Source organism: Turicibacter sp. GALT-G1 (assembly GCF_025594995.1).
Taxonomy (GTDB): domain Bacteria; phylum Bacillota_I; class Bacilli_A; order MOL361; family Turicibacteraceae; genus Turicibacter; species Turicibacter bilis.
In genome coordinates this window covers 13,589-36,053 of the sequence record NZ_JAMQUS010000022.1, presented here as the reverse complement: position 1 = coordinate 36,053, position 22,465 = coordinate 13,589, and the positions used below count along the sequence as shown (strand labels likewise).

Sequence of the window (22,465 nt, the reverse complement as noted above, 5' to 3'; positions counted from 1 at the left end):
TGGTACAAGGAGTATGATTCAGACTTTTTTAGTTGGATATATTTTTTGATTGAAGCATTAAGAGATGAAGGAATTATTTCATTATCCGAATGTGATAAGAGTGAAAAAGAATATGTGAGGATTTTTATAAAAGCTAGCGAAATAAATTTATATTATAAAATGGAGATAAAGATAGAGTTCTTAACAGCGTGCTATAGCTGTTTATCATCCATTAAAGTAATCCTGGTTTGTTTGGTGATTGTTTTTATGATTTAGGTGATGTTTAATATCATTTTTTATTAAAGTAAGGTTGTCGATGAGACAACTTTTTTTATGCCTTTAGAAGGGAGTGAGTCATTATTCGAATTTTATAAAATATTTAGGTGTTATATATTTCAAAAAATGTAAATCTGTGTATAATGAGTAATTGATGATAAATTTTTATGAAAGGGGGCGAGAATGATGATTATTTTAGCTCATCAAAATCAATTTAAATTTAACGGGGTGACTATTTCATAAAAATAAACTTTGATGTATCGCTTTAGGGGGAGTTGTGCGAACATGTAATCTTATGCTAAAACAAGATTAATTTTTTTATTAGGATTAGTGGTGTAAGAATGGGAATATTTTTTAGCAACAAAGGAAAGTCAGGTGAATGAAGTGAGTGAATTAAAGAGTATTTATCGTTGGCTTGAAGGACAACGTTTAAAGGTATTGGGCGCATTAGTAGCGACAGCGTGTGGGATTATTTTCTCAACCTTAATTCCATTAGTTAACCAAACCGCGATTGATATGGTCATCAAACAAACGACTGAGGGAGAACAAACGATTATTTCAAAAATTGTTTTATCCGTTTCAACGTTCCAAGGTCAATTGTTGATGTGTGGATTTTTAATTATTCTATTTACAATCATTAATGCTTTATTTAATTTTTTAAAGGCCAGATGGTCAGCAGAGGCATCAGAAGATTTAGCGAAAAGTTTAAAAGATAAAATGTACAATCATATTCAACAGTTATCTTTTATGTATCATAAACGTGCCGAAACTGGGGATTTAATTCAACGTTGTACATCAGATATTGATACGATTCGTTTATTCTTATCGTCTCAATTAGTTGAGATGGGGTATTCAATTTTAATCTTTGTGATTATTTTTACGTTTATGTTAACGTTAAATGTTAAGTTTGCCTTAGTTAGTGTGTGTGTGACACCTATCTTATTTACTTTCTGTTTTATCTTCTTTAAAAAAGTTAAAAGCTCATTTCAAGAGGCAGATGAATCAGAGGCTCGGATGTCTACAATGATTCAAGAAAATTTAACTGGAGTTCGTGTGGTACGTGCCTACTGTAATCAAGAGTTTGAAATTGAGCAATTTGAAAAACGTAATTCTGATTACCGTGTAAAAAGTTATGTGATGACCAAGTTAAACGCACTCTTCTGGTCAAGCTCTGATTTTTTAAGTTTATTTCAAATTGCAATTACCGTGATTTACGGAGCGTATTTATCGATAAACGGGGAAATCACACTAGGGACATTACAAGCGTTCATTTCTTATGAATCGATGATTATTTGGCCTGTTCGTCAATTAGGTCGTATTTTAACTGATTTAGGGAAAACCACCATTTCAGCAAAGCGTATTAATGAAGTATTAAGTGAACCGATCGAATTTGAAGAAGGTTTGCAAAAACCTGACATTAAGGGAACCATTGAATTTAACCATGTTGGGTTTGAGTATGAAGATCATGATCGCATTTTAAAAGATATTACGTTTAAAGTGCAACGTGGCCAAACGATTGCCATTATTGGTCGTACGGGTTCAGGAAAAACAACGTTAATGAATTTATTGATGCGTCTTCATGACTATACAGATGGATCGATTAAAATTGATGGCGTGGAACTAAAACACATTGATAAAAAGTGGCTACGCCGTCATATTGGAGCTGTGCTTCAAGAATTATTTTTATACTCGAAAACGATTAAACAAAATATTGCGATTGCTAAAAAAGATGCGGTTGATGAAGAGATTCATAGTGTCGCTCAGTTAGCATCGGTCCATCATGTCATTGAGGAGTTTCAAGAAGGCTATGATACGATTGTCGGTGAGCGTGGTGTAACATTATCCGGTGGACAAAAGCAACGTGTTGGAATTGCCCGAGCGCTTATTAATGAATGTCCAATTTTAATCTTTGATGACTCATTAAGTGCTGTCGATACTGAAACAGATATTGTGATTCGAAAAGCATTAAAAGAACGCTCAAAAGATGTGACAACTTTTATTATTGCTCACCGTGTCAGTACGGTAAAAGATGCTGATCAAATTCTCGTGCTAGATAAGGGTCGTATCATTCAACAAGGAACACATGATGAACTGATTCATCAAGGAGGTCTTTACCAGACATTCTGGGAAATTCAAAATGAAAAAGAGGCTGAAGTTTTAAGTTTAGTTAACCAAGGAAGTGAGGTGTAAAGATGGCAAAAGAATTTGATGAAGTAGAATACACCAAAGCCGACCTTGCAACATGGAAGCAAGTTTTATCTTATATGAAGGGTGAGAGACGTGATGTTATTTTACTTTTTGTCTCTGTCATCACATTAGCCATTTTAGATACGATTTATCCGAAGTTAAATGGGATAGTCATTGATCAATATGTTTTAACAGGAAACCTTGAACAACTCCCACTGTTTGCAGGCATTTATTTAGCCTTTATCGCCTTATTCGGATTTATCGTTTGGGCATTTATCTTACTTTCAGATCGATTACAACTAAGTATTAGTTATCAAATTCGAAAAGACGGATTTAAAAAATTACAGGAATTATCATTCTCTTTTTATGATACGTCATCCGTTGGATGGCTATTATCGCGTTTAACATCTGATACGAATCGGATTGGTGGTATTTTATCATGGGGATTAACTGATGCGATTTGGGGAAGTATGGTCATGTTCTTTGTGACGATTTCAATGTTCATGATGAACTGGAAGCTTGCCTTAATCACCATCGCGGTTTTACCCATCCTGGCGGTCGTAAGCTATTATTTCCAGACGCGCATTTTAAAGCAATATCGTCGCGTACGAAAAATGAACTCTAAAATTACAGGAGCTTTCAATGAAGGGATTACAGGGGCGGTCACGACAAAAACGTTGGTGACAGAAGAAGATAATTTAGAAGAATTCAGTCATTTAACAAGAGAGATGCGTGATGGATCAGTACGTGCGTCTGTTATTAATGCCATTTATTATCCAATCATTGTCGCTTTAGGAAGTGTTGGTGTTGCTTTAATTATTAATGTTGGTGGAATGGATGTTTTTAATGGTGATTTATCTTATGGAGACTTAGTTGTTTTCCTTTCATATGCGACGCTATTTTATGATCCAATTCGCACGATTGCGAATTTATTAACACGTTTCCAAGATGCACAAGCATCAGCTGAACGTGTCATCTCATTAATTAATACAGAATCTGATATTATTGATCGACCAGATGTTATTGAAAAGTATGGTCAAATTGGAAATTTGAAAAAAGAGAATTGGGAACCGATTAAAGGAGACATTGAATTAATCGATGTGGGCTTCCATTATAAGACAGGCGAAAAAGTCATGGAACACATGAACTTGAAAATTGAAGCGGGAAATAGTATTGCCATTGTTGGACCAACAGGTTCAGGGAAAAGTACCATTGTGAATTTAATTTGTCGTTTTTATGAGCCAACAAGTGGACAAATTTTAATTGATGGTGTGGATTATCGTGAGCGTACACAAGAGTGGCTCCATTCTCATCTAGGTTATGTTTTACAAACACCGCAATTATTCAGTGGAACTATTAAAGAGAATATTCGTTATGGAAAACTAGATGCAACCGATGAAGAAATTATAGAAGCTGCGAAGCTAGTGAATGCCCATGAATTTATTACCCACTATCCTGATGGCTATGAGACAGTGATTGGAGAAGGTGGTTCGGGCTTATCAACGGGGCAAAAACAATTAATTTCGTTTGCTCGTGCTTTAATTGCTAACCCAGCTATTTTAATTTTAGATGAAGCAACAGCATCGATTGATATTGAGACGGAGAAATTAATCCAAGATGCAATTCAAGTGTTGTTAAAAGATCGAACGAGCTTTATTATTGCTCACCGTTTATCAACGATTGTAAATGCTAATCAAATTTTATTACTTAAAAATGGTGAGATTGCTGAAAAAGGAACTCATGCTGAGCTAATTGCACAAAAAGGTGATTATTATCAACTTTACATGGGACAATTTGAGAAAATTAAATAAAGGGTTATTTGTATAAGTCACGGTGATTTAAAACAAAAAGTTAAATACTATAAGATAAGAGATGAAAAAAGTTCTGACCGATTAGGTTCAGAACTTTTTTGTTAGATATATAGGAATGATAGAATGAAGGTAAAGGCAAGAATGATGATCGTTGACCATAAAAGCTGATTGATGTCGTCCCATTTTTGACTTTGTTTATATTCATAAAATTCTTCGAATGTATGATAAATTTTTTCGCCTGTTTCTTCATCATAATCGTTATTTCTATCTTTTGTATCTTTGATTGACCAGTATTTAGGCAAGAAAAATAGAACATAGCGTTTTGTTTTTTGCCATGAATATTCAAAGGTATAAAAAGTTCCTTGATCGATAATCCATTTGAAGCCATACACACAGAAGAAAAAAAGTGAGACTAGAAATAGAGTATTGATGAGATTTATAGTTGAGAATCCCTGCCAAAGGAGAAAGAAACAAGATAAGCTTGTCATCCATAATGTTGATTTTAAAAAGATATGATATTTTTGTAACATTTTGCCACCACCTAGGGTTTTTTTACTAATTATACCAGAATTATCATTGGAAATAAATTTTAGCTATGAAAAAATAACTAGTTTTATAATAAATATTTTTATTTAATATAAGATAAACCTCTTATTATAGATATTTTTGGTCGTTTTATAACGAAAAAAAATAACTTTACAAAAAAATAACGCTTTCAACCTGAATTTAGGATTTACAAACTATAAACTGGGATATAAAATAGTAACAAGTATCATAAAATGATACAAAAAATTCCAATTATGGAAAGTTTTTTATAAGGGGGACATTATAATGAATAAGAAATTAGTAAGCATTTTTGCTGCTGCTTTCTGTGCATTTGGTCTTGTCGCATGTTCATCAAATGATGCTGGCAATCAACCAAGTGGAGAAAGTCAACAATCTTCGAGTGTTAGTGAGACAAACTCGAATAAAGTATTAAAATTATTACAAACATCTAACATTAAATCATTATTACCTTGGCAAGCAACAGACAACGTATCATTCTTAATGTTAGGAAACATCTTAGAAGGTTTAGTTTTATTTGGAGAAAATGGGGAAATTAAACCAGGTGTTGCAGAATCTTGGGATATTTCAGAAGATGGATTAACATATACATTCCATTTAAATCAAGACGCTAAATGGGTAAAAGCTGATGGAACAGAAGTTGCACCAGTAACAGCTCATGACTTTGTTTATTCTTGGACAAAATTAATTGATCCTCAAAGTGGTGCTGAATATAACTTTATGTTAGAAACAGCTGGTGTTGTTGGGGCAAGTGATGCATTAGGACTAGCATCTAACTTAGTTACTTATAACACAAGTTCAAAAGAGTTAGCTGCTTTAAAAGTTGAAGATTACGAAGATGGTGAAACTGGTACAGCACAAGAGCAATATGAAGAAGCAAAAGCAGATTTAGAGGCATCTGTTGCATCTGCTGAAGAAGCAATTAAAGCATTAGGATTTGCATCAGTTGAAGAAGCAAATACAAACATGCAAACATTAATTGATCAATTAGGATTCAAAGCAATTGACGATTATACTTTTGAAGTAAAATTAGCAACACCAACGCCATACTTCTTATCATTAATGGCATTCCCTGCATTCTATCCAGTTAATGAAGCATTCGTTAATGAAGTAACAGAAGATAAATTTGGAACAAGTGTTGATACATTCTTATATAATGGTCCATTCTTATTTACTGAGTGGAAGATTTCAAAAAGCTTCTATTTAACAAAAAATGAATTATACTGGGATGCTGAAAATGTAGCATTATCAGGAGTTGACTTCACAGTTATTGAAGATGTCGATAATAATACTCAAGTTAGCTTATATACAGATGGAACAGTAATGACAGCTGGATTAAGTGGACAAAACGTAGCAACTTACGGATCACGTCCAGATGCGGTTGCAGAAGGTGATGCCGGGGTATTCTACTTAGAAATTAACCAAGGTAACGGAGCAATGACTCCAGAGATGAAATTATTATCAAATGCTAAAGCTCGTAAAGCCATCAATATGGCAATTGATAAATCATTCATCACAGATGAGGTATTAGCTAATGGTTCAACAGTCGCTGATTACTTAGTACCAAAAGATTTCGTATATGGACCTGAAGGAACTAAGTTTGAAGGAAAAGATTTCCGTTCAACTTATCCAGGATTTAATACATATAATGTAGAAGAAGCTAAAAAATTATGGCAAGAAGCAGTAGCTGAAACTGGTGTAACTGGTGCGATTGATCTAGAATTATTAATCCAAACTGGAGATACAGCTATCAAGATGGGATCTGCAATCCAGAATGACTTAAACGAAGCATTCAGTGAGTTTGGTTTAACTGTAACTGTTCAACCAGTTCCATTCCCAGAAAAATTAGCTCGTGTATCTGCTGGAAACTATGAATTAGCATTCTCAGGATGGTCACCAGACTATGCTGATCCAATGACATTCTTAGATATGTTCGTTACAGGTGGAGGACATAACAACTTAGGATACTCAAATGCTGATTACGATCAATTAATTAATGATTCAAAATCTGGAGATTTAGCAACTGATTATGAAGCACGTTGGGAAGCATTAATCAACGCTGAAGAAATTTTATTAGGTCAAGACCAAGCTTTAATTCCTTTATATCAAAAAGGAACTGTAAGCTTACGTTCATTAAACTTAATTAACTACTGGCCACAAGCAGTTGGACCTGACTACTTCTACAAATGGGTAGACATTAAAGAAAACTAAAAAAGAGGTTTTACAAGCATAAGGCTACCTTGGTCTTATGCTTGTTTACCATAAATTATATTTTAGATGAGTATAAATTTTTTATGAAAGAAGTGACCTATCTATGGTCATGAATATTAAGGTTTTAATAAGGACTATGGCATTTAAATAAAACCTAATCATAAAAAATCACACATCTTAGAATTGTCTAAAAAATAGATTTAAAAAATGACAATTTAATTATTAATTTTTTAAATCTATCTTTTATTCAATACAACGAGAAAACATGAATTAAAGAGAAAGAAAATCCGGAAGGGGAGGTTAATGATGTTTAAGTACATTTTAAAGCGTCTTGGCTACATGGCGGTTACGTTATTTTTAGTTTTAACGGTTAACTTTTTATTGCTTCAGTTATTACCAGGAAGCCCATTTGATGGTGAGAAAAAGACGGAAGCTCAAATTGCTATTTTAGAGGAAAAGTATGGGATGAATGATCCGATTCCTGTACAGTATGCTCGATACCTAAAAGGAGTATTCCAAGGGGATTTTGGAACATCGTTTAAATTACAAAACCAAGAGGTTACGGATTTAGTTTTAACACGAATCCCTTATACAATTAAACCAGGAGCATTAGCTCTTTTGATTGGGATAATAATCGGGATTACATTAGGAGCTGTCGCTGCAATGAAGCGAAACTCGTGGGCAGATCATATGATTACGATTATATCAGTACTCGGAGTTTCGATTCCATCATTCGTATTAGCTGCCTTCTTACAATATTTTATTTGTACAAAATTAGGATGGTTACCAGTTATTTATCAACCAGCTGAGGAAATGCGTGGAGTAACGATGTGGGATGAATTTAAATCATTGATTTTGCCAGCTATTTCACTTTCAGTACCAGTCATCGCATCATTAATGCGTTACATGCGTTCAGAATTAATTGAAGTTTTAAATACAGATTATATTTTACTAGCTCGTGCCAAAGGGTTAACAAAAGCACAAGTTATTGTGCATCATGCACTGCGTAATGCATTAATTCCAGTTATTACAGTTGTTGGACCGATGGTTGTTTCAATTATGACTGGAAGTTTAGTGGTTGAAAAATTCTTTGGAGTCCCAGGGTTAAGTAATTTACTATTAAACTCTGTTACGATGAAGGATCAATTCTTAACGTTAGGAATCGCATTCTTCTATGCCTTCTTATATGTTATTGTTATTTTAATTATTGACTTATTATACGGTGTCATCGATCCTCGTATCCGTTTAGCTGGAGGTGGAAAATAATGATTTCAAAAAAATATGATCCAACAAAATTTGAATTAGCTGCAAAACATCAAGGTCAATCCGATGAAATTAAAACAGAAAGTTTAACTTTTTGGCAAGATGCTTGGCGTCGTTTACGTCAAAATAAAGCGGCACTTATTTCAATGTATGCCATTTTAATTTTAGTCGTTTGTTCATTCTTAGCACCAGTCATTGGTCCAAAACACTCAAGTGGGGAAGTGGTTAAATATAATCAAACTCCAGTTTTAATTGATCCAGATACAGGAACAAAAATTGAAAAATCACGCTTAAGTTATTTACCACCACGCGTTCCAGGACTTGAAAAATTAGGTATTTTAAATGGAACAAGTGTTAAAAAAATGACACCGTTTGATTTATTTGTCGGAAATTCATTACCACAAGAGGTAAGTACGTTAAACTCCGCTTTAACAAAAGCTGAATTTGTTGAAGCTTTAGGGATTAAGTATCATCCAAATGATTATGACATTATGGAGTGGTCTGGAAAAGGTGAAAATCTGATGATCACGATTCAATTACGCGGAGCATCATCAACTGAAACAGTACCAGTTACAGATTTAATGAGTAAATATTCGGCATATAGTAACTTAGACTCATTTGAATTAAAATCAACGGAGTTTGATACACAAGGAATTCAGATGATTAAAGTAAATGTTAATGCCTACGTGTTAAAAAATGTTGAACATTTATATTTCTACTTTGGAACAGATGAATTAGGATTCGATGTATGGACACGTTTATGGACAGGAGTTCAAGTATCATTATTAATTGGTCTTTTATCATTAATTGTTGACTTTACACTCGGAATTTTATACGGTTCAATTGCTGGATTCTACGGTGGGACAGCGATTGATAACGTCATGATGCGTATTACGGAAATTTTAGGATCTATTCCAACAACGGTTATCCTGATTATCTTTATTGCTTCTAAAGATGCAGTGCTTTCAGGAATTCAAAATATCTTACATGTTAAATTATCTAACGTCACAGGATCATTTATTATTCTTCTGATGGCCATGAGTTTAACAGGATGGATTTCAGTTGCTCGTGTCGTACGTGCGCAATATTTAAAATTAAAAGATCAAGAATTCGTAATGGCATCAACAACACTTGGTGCAAGTAGTACTCGTATTATTTTCAAACATTTATTCCCAAATATTATTGGGCAATTAGTTGTTATGGCAACGTTCTCAATTCCAGCTGCTATTGCAACAGAAGCGATGTTATCATTCATCGGTTTAGGATTACCAATTCCAATGTCCTCATTAGGGGTATTATTAAGTGATGGAACAAGTAAAATGACATTTTATGCTTACTTATTATTTGTGCCAGCATTCTTTATGGTGTATTTAATGTTAGCGATCAATTTATTTGCAAATGGACTTCGTGATGCGTTAGATCCACGTTTACGCGGGAAGTAAGAAGGGGACGGTGAGAAAATCATGAAGAAAGTATTAGATGTTAATAATCTGAATATCACATTCGATACATTCGCAGGCCCTGTTTCTGCAGTTCGAGGTGTGAGCTTTACGTTACACGAGGGTGAGACATTAGCAATCGTTGGAGAATCAGGATCAGGTAAATCAGTTGCTTCAAAAGCGATTATGGGGATTTTAGCTGAAAATGGTAGAATTACTGACGGTTCAATGACATATACAAAAGAAAACGGAGAAGAAATCGATTTAGCGAAATTATCTGAGCATGAATATCATAAGATTCGTGGAAAAGAAATCGCGATGGTTTTCCAAGATCCAATGACATCTTTAAATCCAACAATGACTATTGGAAAACAAATTATGGAACCGATCATGAAACATCAAGGATGTTCAAAAGCAGAAGCAAAAGCTAAAGCAGAAGAATTAATTACTCTTGTTGGAATTAGTGAAGCAGCAAAACGTATGAAGCAGTATCCTCATCAGTTCTCTGGTGGAATGCGTCAACGTATTGTTATTGCTATTGCCTTAGCATGTAATCCACGTGTATTAATTTGTGATGAGCCAACAACTGCACTTGATGTCACAATCCAAGCTCAAATTTTAGAGTTAATTAAAGATTTACAACAAAAAACAAATGTTGCTGTTATCTTTATTACACACGACTTAGGTGTTGTAGCAAACGTTGCCGATCGCGTTGCTGTTATGTATGCAGGGCGTGTTTGTGAAATCGGAACGAGCAATGAAGTTTTCTATAATTCATGCCACCCTTATACATGGGGATTACTGGCATCAATGCCTGACTTAGATACAAGTGATGAACAGCTTTATGCGATTCCTGGAACCCCTCCTAATCTTTTAACACCACCAAAAGGAGATGCGTTTGCTTTTCGTAGTGAGTATGCTTTAAACATTGATTTTGAAGAACAACCACCAATGTTTAAAGTCAGTGATACACATTATGCGGCAACATGGTTATTGCATGAACAAGCACCAAAAGTAACCCCACCTGCTGCAGTATTACGTCTTCGTGCAAAAGGAGGATACACTCATGAGTAATAACGAACGCGAAGTTTTATTAGAAGTTAAAAATTTAAAACAATATTTCAAAATTGACCATAAACTAACGGTTAAGGCGATTGATGATATTTCATTTAAGATTTATAAAGGAGAAACGTTTGGATTAGTTGGAGAGTCAGGATCAGGTAAATCAACAACTGGACGTAGTATCATTCGTTTATATCAACCAACAGCCGGAGAAGTTATCTTCAAAGGGAAAAACATTGCAAAAAAATTATCGAAAAAAGAAAAAGCAGAAGTTTGTCAACAAATTCAGATGATTTTCCAAGATCCAATGGCGTGTTTAAATCCTCGTATGCGTGTGATTGATATTATTGCTGAAGGAATTGATATTCATAAATTGGCGAAAAATAAAAAAGACCGTGAGGAAAAAGTTTATAAAATTTTAGAAGCTGTTGGTTTAAGTAAAGACCATGCTGGGCGTTATCCTCATGAATTTTCTGGTGGACAACGTCAACGTATTGGGATTGCCCGTGCGTTAATAACAAATCCGGAGTTTATTATTGCCGATGAACCAATTTCTGCGCTTGACGTTTCAATTCAGGCACAGGTGGTTAACTTAATGAATACTCTGAAAAAAGAATTTGGATTAACATACTTATTCATTGCTCATGACTTATCAATGGTTAAATACATTTCAGACCGTATTGGAGTTATGCATTTAGGACGCTTAGTTGAGCTTGGAAGTGCAGACGATATTTATGCGAATGCAATTCACCCATATACTCGTTCATTATTATCCGCTATTCCACTTCCAGATCCAAATTATGAGCGTGATCGTAAACGTATCGTTTATGACAAATCACAAATTGATTATTACGCTGGGGACTGGACAGAAGTAGCACCAGGACACTTCGTTTTAGGAACAAAAGAAGAAATTGAAAACTGGAAACAGTCACGTAAATAAAAAGAAGTTGTAGCCGAATTTTCGGTTGCAACTTCTTTTTTTATTTGACTCTGTTAGTTTAAAAGATAGTTGAGTTTTAGATAAATGTTGATTTCAGTAGAAAGCAACTTAATCGAAAAAGCGACGCACTATAAGATGAAATTTAGACTTTCCTGTTGAATATCAACATGTTCTTAAAACACAGCCTTAACTGAATCAGGTGGACAATCTGGAGTTGTTAAAATTATTTCAACTGGATTGTTAGGAAATGTGGGAGCTGTTTTAACTTTATTAGGAGTGGTAGCTTGTCCGATTACATTAGGAGATGCAGCATTTAGAAGTGTTCAATTCAGGATTGCTGATGCTTTACGTATCAAGCAAGATGCAATCGTTAAACATTCCTTTATTGTTATTCGCTATTTATTGTTTGTATTATTTTAACACAAATCAATTTTATTATTTTATAGAATTGAGTCAGTAAATATCAGAGAGGATAAATGATGACTTTATTGGATTAAGAAGTTTTATAGCCAAGTTTAGACACTGTTTTATTTAATCTTAAAGGAATGAATTAGGTAAAAAGTAAATATAGTTATAAACTGGAGGTTTAAATTAGTTGATGAATTTATGAGCAAACGAGTTGAAATTAGAAATGAAAGTCATCATTAATAGGTTGTATCTAATTAAAGGGTAGTGTACAATATAAAAGATAGATGATGGCTATCGTTATGGAGGGATATGGATGGTTGAAATTTATACATCTCCCAGCTGTTCATCATGCCGTAAAGCGAAAAAATGGTTAGATGAATATGGGATTAAATATATTGAAAAAAACTTATTTGTAACGAAAATTACACGTGAAGATATTAAACAGATTTTAGAAAAAACAGAAAATGGATTTGAAGATATTATCTCAACCCGTTCAAAAGCATTTAAAGAAAATAACTTAGATGCAGATGAGATGACAATCAATGAATTACTTGATTTTATCGTTGAAAATCCAAGTGTTTTACGTCGTCCTATTATCGTCGATAAACATCGTTTACAAGTTGGATATAATGACGAAGAGATTCGCTGTTTCTTACCACGTGAATTACGCAATGTCATCTACTGTAAGAATTGTGATAACTGTAATTGCTCATATGTTAATGCTTTAGAGCGTGCGTTAAGTGACAATTTTATAGAGAATACAAGTAAAAGAAACTAATATATTAATAGTAAGAGAAGTAATCTAGGTTAAAGATTACTTCTTTTTTTATACCAGTCGATCAATAAACAGAGAGTTATAGAGATAAATATTTTAAAAAGAGACAAACATATTTTTAAAATTTGATGAATACATTGTAATAAGTGATCTTTAACATACAAACAGCAACTAAGCAATCTGTACTATGTATAGTTGTTTTTTATTATGTCATAAAAAATTCGAAAAATGGAAGGAGAGAACAAGATGATCAATGTGAATGAAATTTTACATCGCTTAATCGCTGAATTCCAAAGTATTGAGCAAGTGACGGCTATTGCCATGGCAGGATCTAAATTTTCTAATTATCAAGATGATTTATCCGATATTAACATAAATATCTACTACACCGAATTTATTCCTAGTGAGACGAGAAATCAAATTTTAATGAAGTTTTCAGAGTCTATGGAACTGGACTGTCTAGGAGAAGTACAAACCGACCATTGTTTACTTCGGGATTTCCCTATTGAACTTGATTTATGTTATCTAGATATTGAAGAAATTGAAAAACAACTTATTACTGTGATGAATGAAGCGTGTGTTACTCGCTATAATTCAACGCGTATTGCTTATTTTGTTCATTACTCAAACATTGTATTTGATCGTCATGAACAATTATCGACATTGAAACAAAAATATACCTCGCAATATCCTGATCTATTACGACAAAAAATTGTTCAAATTCAATATCCTTTACTTAAATCAAACTCTAAATCATACTACATTTCATTCGAACGAGCCCTTGAACGTCGAGATCGAATTCATATTTCTAGCCTTTTAAATGACTATTTAAAAAGCTATTTAGATCTCTTATTTGCGATTAATCGACAATTTTATCCAATTGAAAAGCGAATTATACAAATCATGGAAGAATCTTGCCCGCTAATACCTAACCTTATGAAAGAACATATTGAACTTCTGTTTATTCATGCGGGACGTTGTGATAAACAACTTTTAAGCGTCTTAGATATTATGATTAATCAAGTCACTCATCTTTTAAATGAACAATATCTGCTTTAAAAAGAAATTCACCCTTTTTTGCGTAAGTTAAAGTGGGTGATCAATATGTTAACAGCAAAACAAAATAACCAACTCGTTGATTTAACACAAATTCCAAAAAAGGAACTTGCACAACTAAAACTTAGTTCAAATTATGAGTGCCCGTATTGCGGCTCTCCTGTTATTTTTAAACAGGGGCCAAAAAGAAGGGCGCATTTTTCCCATATAACTCCTTGTGATTACGATAGTCATACTCATGAAAGCGAAGCCCATCAGCTAAGCAAGCTCGTATTATCACAGTGGTTAATTAATCAAGGAGCCACCTCCGTACAGCTTGAATATCGATTGTCAGCTGTTAATCGGATTGCAGATATTTACTTTGAATGGAATGAGCAAAAATATGTGTTTGAAATTCAAAAAAGTCTGATGACACCAGAGCTCTTTGAACAGCGAAATAAAGATTACCGTCAGTCAGGAATTCAGGTGATTTGGATTTTTATCCGTGATATTCAGGAAAGATCACACACTTATTTATTAAATCAAGTCATGCGGCTTCAAAAGGGAAATCGATTAATTCATTTTAATGTCCTCACTGAAACTCTTACTTTTTTTGATCATCTTGTTTGGTTAAATCAAAAAGAGGTTGAAGGAACGATTCAAGCTGTTCCCCTGAAATTTTTATCGTTAGATCAACTACTCTTCCCACCACAAGCGTATAAACAAAAGCGATTAAGTCAATGGTTAGCCATTAAGAAAGAATTTCGATGTCAAAAATATGTAGGTTATCAACGAAAAGAATATGGTCTTTTAAGAATGTGTGCACCTTTTTTAATTAATTTATCTTTATTACCATCAGTTGTTGGCTGGCCGATTGAAGAGGTTGCATACGAGAAGCCACTCTTTATTTGGCAGGCGTATGTTGTTTTATGTATCATGTCTAATTATGAAGAACATGAGGTGTTTACTTTATCAGAAATCCGCCAAAAGTTAAGACTTCATTATCGACTAAAAGAGTCACAGCACACATGGTTAGGTTTGAAAAAATATTTAGAGTTATTATCCATGTTTGGTATGATTCGTGAGCAATTTGGCTATTATGAATATATTAAGAAACCACATTTATACTTACAGCTTGAACCTTATTTAATAGAGGATGAGCAATTAGGTCAACTTTGGTTGCAACAAAAAAACTAGCTTCTACCTTAGAAGCTAGCTTTTCCTATTTTTTAGCGACGGCTGTGGCGCGCTTAATTTTATTTTCAGCGGGACGCGTCGGAATATTATGTTTATTTAATAAATCGTTAAAGATTTTTAATCCTTCATGATAATCTTTAACTTCATATTCTAGTTCGAAATCAATCACTTCACCATAGAAGCTTTTATCTAGGACAAGAAGTCCATTTTCATAAGGAACTTCAGCACGTTTGGTTGTTAAATCTGTCATGACGCGTAATTCATCTACATGAATTCCTAACTCAACTAAGGCATCGTAAACAGGTCCTTTTACGAGTTGATGATCATGTTTAAATGTTTTGTAGTCTGCTTTTGTAATCATTTGATTTGTCTCAAGTAGACCGACTTCTGCTTTCGTTTTTAATGTTAATTCATACGTGTTATTTTTTACTCGTACGCGAAGAGCCGCTTGTTGGCGTTTTAAATCATGAGATAGTGTATCAAAATAGACATTTTTTTGTGTCCAAATTTGCTCTTCATGAATTGAGAAATAATTTAATAATTCATGATATTCATTTTCATCTAACATGTTTTTAAATTCAATTTCCAGATTTGTAGACATAAACAATCTCACCTCTATTTAATTATGACGCAAAGACATGATATAATCAATGAGTGAAGAAAATATTTATAAAATAAGTTGAGTGAGAGACAACAGATTAAATCAAAGTGAAGAAATAGAGGTGAATTTAATGGATTGGTTAAGTTTTTTTGAGCCGTATGAATTAGCCTTACAAGAATTAAAAATAAACTTACGCGGAATCCGCCAACAATATAAAACGAAGGGATTACACTCTCCGATTGAATTTGTAGATGGTCGTATTAAAACGATCTCGAGTATACTGGATAAATTGGACCGTATGGGGTTATCAATTCAGGAGATTGATAAAGTATATGATATTGCCGGAATTCGTATTAACTGTCAGTTCGTTGAAGATATTTACATGGTGGTTGAGTTATTAAAAAAACGTCAAGATTTAGAAATTGTTGAGACGCGTGATTACATTTTACATCAACGTGCAAGTGGATATCGATCGTATCATATTCATGCTTATTATCATTTAGAAACGATTGATGGGATGAAAAAAGTTATGATTGAATTTCAAATTCGAACACTTGCAATGAACTTTTGGGCGAGTATTGAACATTCATTAAACTATAAATATGAAGGACAAATTCCAGAAGGAATTAAAGACCGATTAAAACAAGCCGCTGAAGCTGCTGCTTGGTTGGATGGTCAGATGTCAGAGATTCGTGATGAAATTGCGGAGGCACAGAAAACATTTGAAAAACGTCAATCCGATGAGTTTAGAGTGGTTGAACCGCCTGCTAGCCTAGTGACGTTAAATGAAGATTATTTAATTAAAAAGCATAAAGGAGATTAACATGAAAGTAGCAATCTATGCGAACGAGCGTGAGCAGTCTCAACAAGTCAAAGAGCAACTTATGTTAAAATTACAACAAGAACAAATCGAATTAAATGATCAAGAACCTGAAATTGTTTTAACGATTGGTGGAGATGGGACCGTTTTACATGCGGTCCATCATTATCTGAATCAAATTGAGAAGGTTAAATTTATTGGGATTCATACGGGTCACTTAGGTTACTACACAGATTGGTTACCTGATGAGTTAGATGAGCTTGTGGAGTTTTTAAAACAAGAACATTCAAACATCAATCATCATCCATTATTGTCCATCGTCCTTTGTGAGTCTGTAGCTTCGGAAAGTGAAGTTTGCCATCAATTATATGCGTTTAATGAAATGACGCTTTTAAATGCTTATCGAACGCAGCATTTAAATGTGACCATTGATGATTTGTTTTTTGAATCGTTTCGTGGAACCGGTGTCTGTCTGTCAACCCCAACGGGAAGTACAGCGTATAATAAATCATTAGGGGGAGCGATTATTTATCCTAGCTTAAAAGCGTTCCAAATGACCGAGATTGCATCGATTAATAATAATGTGTTTCGTACAATTGGATCACCATTAATTATTCCGCAAGAGCAAGTCGTGACACTTCAATCAGAAAACTTTGCTGATGTGACGATTACTCGTGACCATTTATATGAATCATATCAAAATATTCAAAAAATTAAAGTGACCCTATCAGAACGTTCCGTTGCTTTCATTAAACGTCGTGATGGACTTTTCTGGGGACGCGTCAAGCAACATTTCTTATAGGAGTACCGACATGAGTTTGACTTTAACTTACACGATTAAACCAGAAGAACACGGAACATCGATCTTAAATTTTTTAAAGAAACAAGAAATTTCTAAAAAAGCGATTGTCGCCACGAAGCATCGTGGAGGAGATTTGCAAGTGAATGGAGAGCATCAAACCGTTCGTTATGTCTTACAAACAAACGATGAGCTAAAGATTATTTTTCCGCCAGAAGAACGAAGTGCTGGATTAGCTTCTTATGAGTTGCCACTTGATATTATCTTTGAAGATGATTACCTATTGGTGGTGAATAAACCAGCGGGCATTCCGACCATTCCATCGATTCGCCATCCATATGAAACGTTAGCCAATGCACTAGTTCACTATTATAATCAAGAAAAAATTGAATCCACGATTCATTTTGTTAATCGACTGGATCGGGATACATCAGGCTTATTAGTTGTGGCGAAATATCGTCATATTCATCATTTAATGACAAAAGATGTGAAGCAAATTAAACGAAAATATTATACCCTTGTGAAAGGTCATCTCACGACTTCAGGCACAGTCGAAGCTCCAATTGCTAGATTGCAAGAGGGAAACGTTAAACGTGGGGTTCGTGAAGATGGAGATCATGCAGTCACGCATTATCGTGTCATTGAAACACAAGGTGAAAATACACTCATTGAATGTGAACTTGAAACGGGACGAACACACCAAATTCGTCTCCATATGGATTATTTAGGACATCCCTTGATTGGAGATACACTGTATGATGATCAAGCACTATTTTTAGAAGATGGCCATTTATTGCATAGCTATTATGTCAGCTTTATTCACCCAATTACAAAAGAAACGTATGAATTTCAAACAGATCTTCCCAAACGTTTTTCAATCTAAAAGAAGTGAGTCCCGTGAGGACTCACTTTTTATGTTTAATAGCGGTATCGCATATTTGTATAGCCACCTGCGATACTAATCACTTTATATCCAGCTGGTTCAAGCATCATACATGCTCGATAACTTTCACCCCCATGAGCGCAGATTAAATAATAGGTATCTCGCAAATTTAAGTAGCGCTCTGGATACATGACGAGCGTTTGATAGGGGATATTAACTGCTGTTGGAAGATGAAACTGAGCATACTGATAAGGATCACGAATATCAATAATGACCGGATTCGTACTCATGATTTGACTCAATTGAGCCATTGTAATACTTCTTGGCATAACGGACCTCCTTTGTTATTAACGTAAATCGTTTTTTTATCGTTCACACAGCGGAAACTATTATGTTGTCAGCATCTAAAAAATGATATACTTAATATATACTATGAGGGGAGAAGTGGGGATGCTATATGCTTTTACAAATAAAAGAACTTTATAAAGAAAAATGTATTATTGATGAGATGCCAGACTATCCAAATGATTATTACTGGTTCAAAGATGAAGGGAATCATTTGATTGGCATAAAGAAAAACATTCCGACATCAGAAAAAAAATTGCTATCCTTATTATTTGATGAGATTGTCTCTATTGATTTTGATCAACAAAAAAGGTTATTTTGGTTAGAGTTATTGTTATATGGAAAGACAAAATTACTAGAGACGATGGTTCATCCATACGATGAAGTGCGATTTATCTTTTTCCACCATAATTTTGATTCGGACACAAAAATTGAATTTGATCAATTAATTAAAAGCTTTAATCAGAAATTCATTGTTTTATTTATTGATCGTGAATATGGTGTCATTCTTGATTTTACCAAACGAAATGAATATGACGTGGAAGAATTTGAAGAAATTGCAAAAGCAATCAACGAAGATTTTTATTATTATACGAATCTTTATAAGACGGTCGATTATTCGATTGATGATCAAATCTCTGAGGCTTTTCTAAAAGAATTTAATCTCTATCAAAAGTATCGAAATCGTCAAGTTCTTATTATGGAACAACAAGAACTTCTATTACAATATATGATTTTAACTGTTAATGATTACGATGGATTTAACCAATTGGCGCAAAAGATTGAAAGATTATCTTATGATCTTGTGGAAGTGGTGAAGTGTTATTTAGACAATAACTTTAATTTATCGATGGGGGCGAAAGCCTTGTACATGCATCGCAATACGTTCATGAACAAATTAGAACGATTTATTCAATTAACGGGACTTAATGTGAAAGAGTTTAAACATGCCATTGTAGCCTATATTTTGATAAAAAACCTCGAATTAAAAAGTAATATATAAACGTTATATACAAGGTGCACAAGTTATATGATTAAAATGAGTGCAAGTTGTTTATTGAAAGTTAATCGCTTTCATTCTATAATTTACCTATACCAAGAGGGAGGAATTAAAAATGGCTGAATTAAAATTGAAAAACATTTATAAAATTTATGAGAACAATCCAAATCCATCTGTAACAGATTTCAATCTAGATATTGCAGATAAAGAATTCATCGTATTCGTTGGACCATCAGGATGTGGGAAGTCAACAACATTACGTATGATTGCGGGGTTAGAGGAAATCTCTAAAGGGGAATTTTATATCGATGGTGTCTTAATGAATGACGTGGCGCCAAAAGATCGTGATATCGCGATGGTATTCCAATCTTATGCATTATATCCTCACATGAATGTTTATGATAACATGGCATTCGGATTAAAATTACGTAAAATTCCTAAAGAGGAAATTGATCGTCGTGTGAAAGATGCAGCTCGTATTTTAGGACTTGAACAATATTTAGATCGTAAACCAAAGGCGTTATCAGGGGGACAACGTCAACGTGTTGCTTTAGGACGTGCCATCGTACGTGATGCAAAAGTATTCTTAATGGATGAGCCATTATCAAACTTAGATGCTAAATTACGTGTTGCCATGCGTTCAGAAATCATCAAATTACATGAGCGTTTAGCGACAACTACAATCTACGTTACCCATGACCAAACAGAAGCGATGACAATGGCTTCTCGTATTGTTGTTATGAAAGACGGAGTAATTCAACAAATCGGATCTCCAAAAGAAATTTATGATAATCCAAAAACTGTTTTCGTTGGTGGATTCATCGGATCTCCTGCAATGAACTTTGTTCATGGTAAAGTAGCAAATGGTTACTTTATTGCAGATAACTTAAAATTCCGTATTCCAGACGCCAAATTTAATATGTTAAAACAAAAAGGATATGATAATAAAGAAGTGATTTTCGGTATCCGCCCAGAAGATATTCATGATGAACCAATCGTAGCAGATACTTATAGTGAAGCAAAATATAAAGCTGAAATCGAAGTAGCAGAGTTATTAGGACATGAGTCTATTCTGTATACAACTTTAGCTGGGCAACAATTAGTTGCTAAAGTAGATGCTCGTTCTGATGTTCGTATGGGAGATACATTAGAGTTAGCGTTAGACATGAACAAATGCCACTTCTTCGATGTAACAACTGAAGAAGTTATCCGCTAATTTTATTTAAACACACACATACACACGTTAAAATATAGCCAAAGCTGTCTCGAAAGGGACAGCTTTTTATTAGTTAACCTATTTAAGAAATGAAAGTCAATTCAACATTTAATGAGGGACTATCGCTAAAAAAGTGACGTATGTTTTAGACTTGCCTCTCTAAGAAAATAGTATGATTAGTTAGAACAATCGTTGGAGAGAGTAAAAAGATTCAGTTTGATTGAATAGTAGTTTTAGTGGAACTAGTTGATGAGGTACAACTATGAATGCTTAAGGATATAGGCGGATTGGGTTAGATTATTTAATCAATCATCGTTTATTTACTTCTAAGTTTACTAAATAGTCTAGTCTAAACGCGGCAGTGATTCCAATACTATAACTAATTAAATCTCCAACTAAAAATCCATTCCCTACCAGTAGAGGAAAGCTACGGGTTCGTTTCACTCACCATTGCCCTAGCAGTTGAGGATACATTTTCTTCGAAAATGCCAGGTGACCCAATCCAGTTTCAACAAGCCTCTCTCCTATAAAGTTGAAAAAAAGGCTGTAGACTCCAAAAAGAGTCATCAGCCTTTTTTTGTTAACCTTCACGGCGAGATAAACGTTTGTTTCAACCTTTTATTTGGTAGATTCTCGTTCGATGAGTTCAACCGGTAAGGAAATATGTCGTTGTTCGATTGGTTCGTTATTGATTAGTTTAAATAATGTTTCTGCAGCGATTTCCCCCATTGAAACTATTGGTTGAGCAATTGTTGAAATCGTTGGATCTGTAAATTCACAAATACTAATGTTGTCGTAACCGATAATTTTAATCTCTTGTGGAACTTGGCGTCCTAGTTTCTTTAGGCAACGAATACAGTTTGCTGCAATAATATCACTTGCTGCAAAAATTCCATCAATTTCAGGATGAGTGACTAAGAAGTTATAGATTTCAGCATTGGTATCTGGAGTAAATTCTAGTTCTACTGTATGAACTTGAATATCTGGATGGCGCTGTAAGGTTTGTAAAAAACCGTTTGCGCGTTCATTAGCAGGAGATAATGTTTGAGGGCCTCTGAACTGAACAATCTTCCTACAATTTGCCTCAATTAATCGATTGGCTGCTAAGATTCCCCCCATATAATTATCTGCTGTAACAGATGGAATATCTTTACTAATAATACGATCTAATCCAACGATAGGAATATCCAAATTGATGTATGATACGATATCTGGAGAATTCGAACATAAAATTAGACCATCAATTTTATTTGTTGAAAAGATTTGTAAGTATTCTTTTTCACGGTCAAGGCTTTCTCTTGATGTACAAAGCATTGTTTTATAGCCATGTTGTAAAATAACTTCTTCAATTCCGGAGATCATATCATTAAAAAACTCATTTTTTAAATCTGGAATAATAATTCCAATAATTTTTGATGATTTTCGATACAGAGAACGTGCAATTTCATTAGGAACGTAATTTAATTCCTTAATTGCTTGCATAACTAACTCTTTTGTATGTTCATTGACATATCCTTTGTTATTGATGACGCGTGAGACGGTTGCTACAGAAACGTTAGCAAGCTTTGCGACGTCTTTAATATTCGCCAAAGTTTTTCACCTCTAAATTCCCTTATTACTCGTTATTTCTATCCTAATTATAAAAGACAATCTT

General features: G+C 34.0%; 21 protein-coding genes. 16 read left to right on the top strand and 5 right to left on the bottom strand.

Annotated elements, in window-relative coordinates; genetic code table 11:
- The first annotated feature begins 639 nt into the window (after positions 1-639).
- Both NEH74_RS04035 and NEH74_RS04030 read left to right on the top strand, forming a co-directional pair.
- Positions 640-2,445, top strand: a complete 1,806-nt coding sequence (locus NEH74_RS04035) for an ABC transporter ATP-binding protein (protein WP_055305546.1) — start codon at positions 640-642, stop codon at positions 2,443-2,445.
- Positions 2,446-2,447: 2 nt separating this feature from the next.
- Positions 2,448-4,253: an ABC transporter ATP-binding protein gene (locus NEH74_RS04030; RefSeq protein ID WP_055305547.1), complete on the top strand. Its 1,806-nt coding sequence runs from the start codon at positions 2,448-2,450 to the stop codon at positions 4,251-4,253.
- 101 nt (positions 4,254-4,354) lie between these two features.
- Here NEH74_RS04030 and NEH74_RS04025 read toward each other — a convergent pair whose 3' ends face one another.
- On the bottom strand, positions 4,355-4,783 hold the full coding sequence (locus tag NEH74_RS04025; protein ID WP_055242322.1) for a DUF3899 domain-containing protein: 429 nt from the start codon (positions 4,781-4,783) through the stop codon (positions 4,355-4,357).
- Between the two features lie 301 nt (positions 4,784-5,084).
- Here NEH74_RS04025 and NEH74_RS04020 point away from each other — a divergent pair, with 301 nt between their 5' ends.
- From NEH74_RS04020 to NEH74_RS03980, 9 genes are all read left to right on the top strand, one after another.
- Positions 5,085-7,028: a peptide ABC transporter substrate-binding protein gene (locus tag NEH74_RS04020; RefSeq protein ID WP_055242320.1), complete on the top strand. Its 1,944-nt coding sequence runs from the start codon at positions 5,085-5,087 to the stop codon at positions 7,026-7,028.
- A gap of 306 nt (positions 7,029-7,334) precedes the next feature.
- Positions 7,335-8,294 (top strand): ABC transporter permease, encoded by a 960-nt coding sequence (locus NEH74_RS04015; RefSeq protein ID WP_055305548.1) that lies wholly within the window; start codon positions 7,335-7,337, stop codon positions 8,292-8,294.
- Positions 8,294-9,733, top strand: a complete 1,440-nt coding sequence (locus NEH74_RS04010; protein ID WP_055305549.1) for an ABC transporter permease — start codon at positions 8,294-8,296, stop codon at positions 9,731-9,733. The genes NEH74_RS04015 and NEH74_RS04010 overlap by 1 nt, the downstream gene beginning before the upstream one ends.
- A 21-nt stretch (positions 9,734-9,754) precedes the next feature.
- Positions 9,755-10,804, top strand: coding sequence for an ABC transporter ATP-binding protein (locus NEH74_RS04005; RefSeq protein WP_055275924.1), 1,050 nt, complete (start codon positions 9,755-9,757; stop codon positions 10,802-10,804).
- Complete coding sequence (locus NEH74_RS04000; RefSeq protein WP_055242313.1) at positions 10,797-11,732, top strand: ABC transporter ATP-binding protein; 936 nt, start codon at positions 10,797-10,799, stop codon at positions 11,730-11,732. Before NEH74_RS04005 ends, NEH74_RS04000 begins: the two co-directional genes overlap by 8 nt.
- Before the next feature lie 249 nt (positions 11,733-11,981).
- Positions 11,982-12,152: a hypothetical protein gene (locus tag NEH74_RS03995; protein WP_156344112.1), complete on the top strand. Its 171-nt coding sequence runs from the start codon at positions 11,982-11,984 to the stop codon at positions 12,150-12,152.
- Between the two features lie 301 nt (positions 12,153-12,453).
- Entirely contained in the window at positions 12,454-12,918 is a 465-nt protein-coding gene (locus NEH74_RS03990; protein ID WP_055242309.1) for a Spx/MgsR family RNA polymerase-binding regulatory protein, read from the top strand.
- Between the two features lie 243 nt (positions 12,919-13,161).
- Positions 13,162-13,974, top strand: coding sequence for a DUF4037 domain-containing protein (locus NEH74_RS03985; protein ID WP_055305550.1), 813 nt, complete (start codon positions 13,162-13,164; stop codon positions 13,972-13,974).
- A gap of 45 nt (positions 13,975-14,019) precedes the next feature.
- Positions 14,020-15,147: a competence protein CoiA gene (locus NEH74_RS03980; protein WP_055242303.1), complete on the top strand. Its 1,128-nt coding sequence runs from the start codon at positions 14,020-14,022 to the stop codon at positions 15,145-15,147.
- A gap of 25 nt (positions 15,148-15,172) precedes the next feature.
- Here the strand turns inward: NEH74_RS03980 and NEH74_RS03975 are convergent, their stop codons facing one another.
- Positions 15,173-15,748 carry a CYTH domain-containing protein gene (locus tag NEH74_RS03975; protein ID WP_055275918.1) on the bottom strand — a complete coding sequence of 192 codons (576 nt, stop codon included), beginning with the start codon at positions 15,746-15,748 and terminating at the stop codon, positions 15,173-15,175.
- 130 nt (positions 15,749-15,878) lie between these two features.
- Here NEH74_RS03975 and NEH74_RS03970 point away from each other — a divergent pair, with 130 nt between their 5' ends.
- Genes NEH74_RS03970 through NEH74_RS03960 form a run of 3 tightly spaced genes read left to right on the top strand, consistent with a single transcriptional unit; the run spans position 15,879 to position 18,250 of the window.
- Positions 15,879-16,571, top strand: coding sequence for a GTP pyrophosphokinase family protein (locus NEH74_RS03970; RefSeq protein WP_055242299.1), 693 nt, complete (start codon positions 15,879-15,881; stop codon positions 16,569-16,571).
- A gap of 1 nt (position 16,572) precedes the next feature.
- The gene (locus tag NEH74_RS03965) at positions 16,573-17,370 is read left to right on the top strand and encodes an NAD kinase (RefSeq protein ID WP_055305551.1); all 798 of its coding nucleotides are present in this window, start codon (positions 16,573-16,575) and stop codon (positions 17,368-17,370) included.
- 10 nt (positions 17,371-17,380) lie between these two features.
- Positions 17,381-18,250 (top strand): RluA family pseudouridine synthase, encoded by an 870-nt coding sequence (locus tag NEH74_RS03960; RefSeq protein ID WP_055242295.1) that lies wholly within the window; start codon positions 17,381-17,383, stop codon positions 18,248-18,250.
- A gap of 35 nt (positions 18,251-18,285) precedes the next feature.
- Here the strand turns inward: NEH74_RS03960 and NEH74_RS03955 are convergent, their stop codons facing one another.
- Positions 18,286-18,579 carry a rhodanese-like domain-containing protein gene (locus tag NEH74_RS03955; RefSeq protein WP_055242293.1) on the bottom strand — a complete coding sequence of 98 codons (294 nt, stop codon included), beginning with the start codon at positions 18,577-18,579 and terminating at the stop codon, positions 18,286-18,288.
- A gap of 128 nt (positions 18,580-18,707) precedes the next feature.
- On the opposite strand from NEH74_RS03955, the gene NEH74_RS03950 reads away from it, so the two are divergent.
- Entirely contained in the window at positions 18,708-19,598 is an 891-nt protein-coding gene (locus NEH74_RS03950) for a helix-turn-helix domain-containing protein (protein WP_055305552.1), read from the top strand.
- A 112-nt stretch (positions 19,599-19,710) separates the two neighbouring features.
- Positions 19,711-20,811 (top strand): ABC transporter ATP-binding protein, encoded by a 1,101-nt coding sequence (locus NEH74_RS03945; RefSeq protein ID WP_055242288.1) that lies wholly within the window; start codon positions 19,711-19,713, stop codon positions 20,809-20,811.
- Between the two features lie 309 nt (positions 20,812-21,120).
- On the opposite strand, the gene NEH74_RS03940 is transcribed toward NEH74_RS03945, so the two are convergent.
- Together NEH74_RS03940 and NEH74_RS03935 are read right to left on the bottom strand one after the other, a co-directional pair.
- On the bottom strand, positions 21,121-21,255 hold the full coding sequence (locus NEH74_RS03940; RefSeq protein WP_262941108.1) for a hypothetical protein: 135 nt from the start codon (positions 21,253-21,255) through the stop codon (positions 21,121-21,123).
- 174 nt (positions 21,256-21,429) lie between these two features.
- Complete coding sequence (locus NEH74_RS03935) at positions 21,430-22,401, bottom strand: LacI family DNA-binding transcriptional regulator (protein ID WP_055244710.1); 972 nt, start codon at positions 22,399-22,401, stop codon at positions 21,430-21,432.
- Between the last annotated feature and the right edge of the window lie 64 nt (positions 22,402-22,465).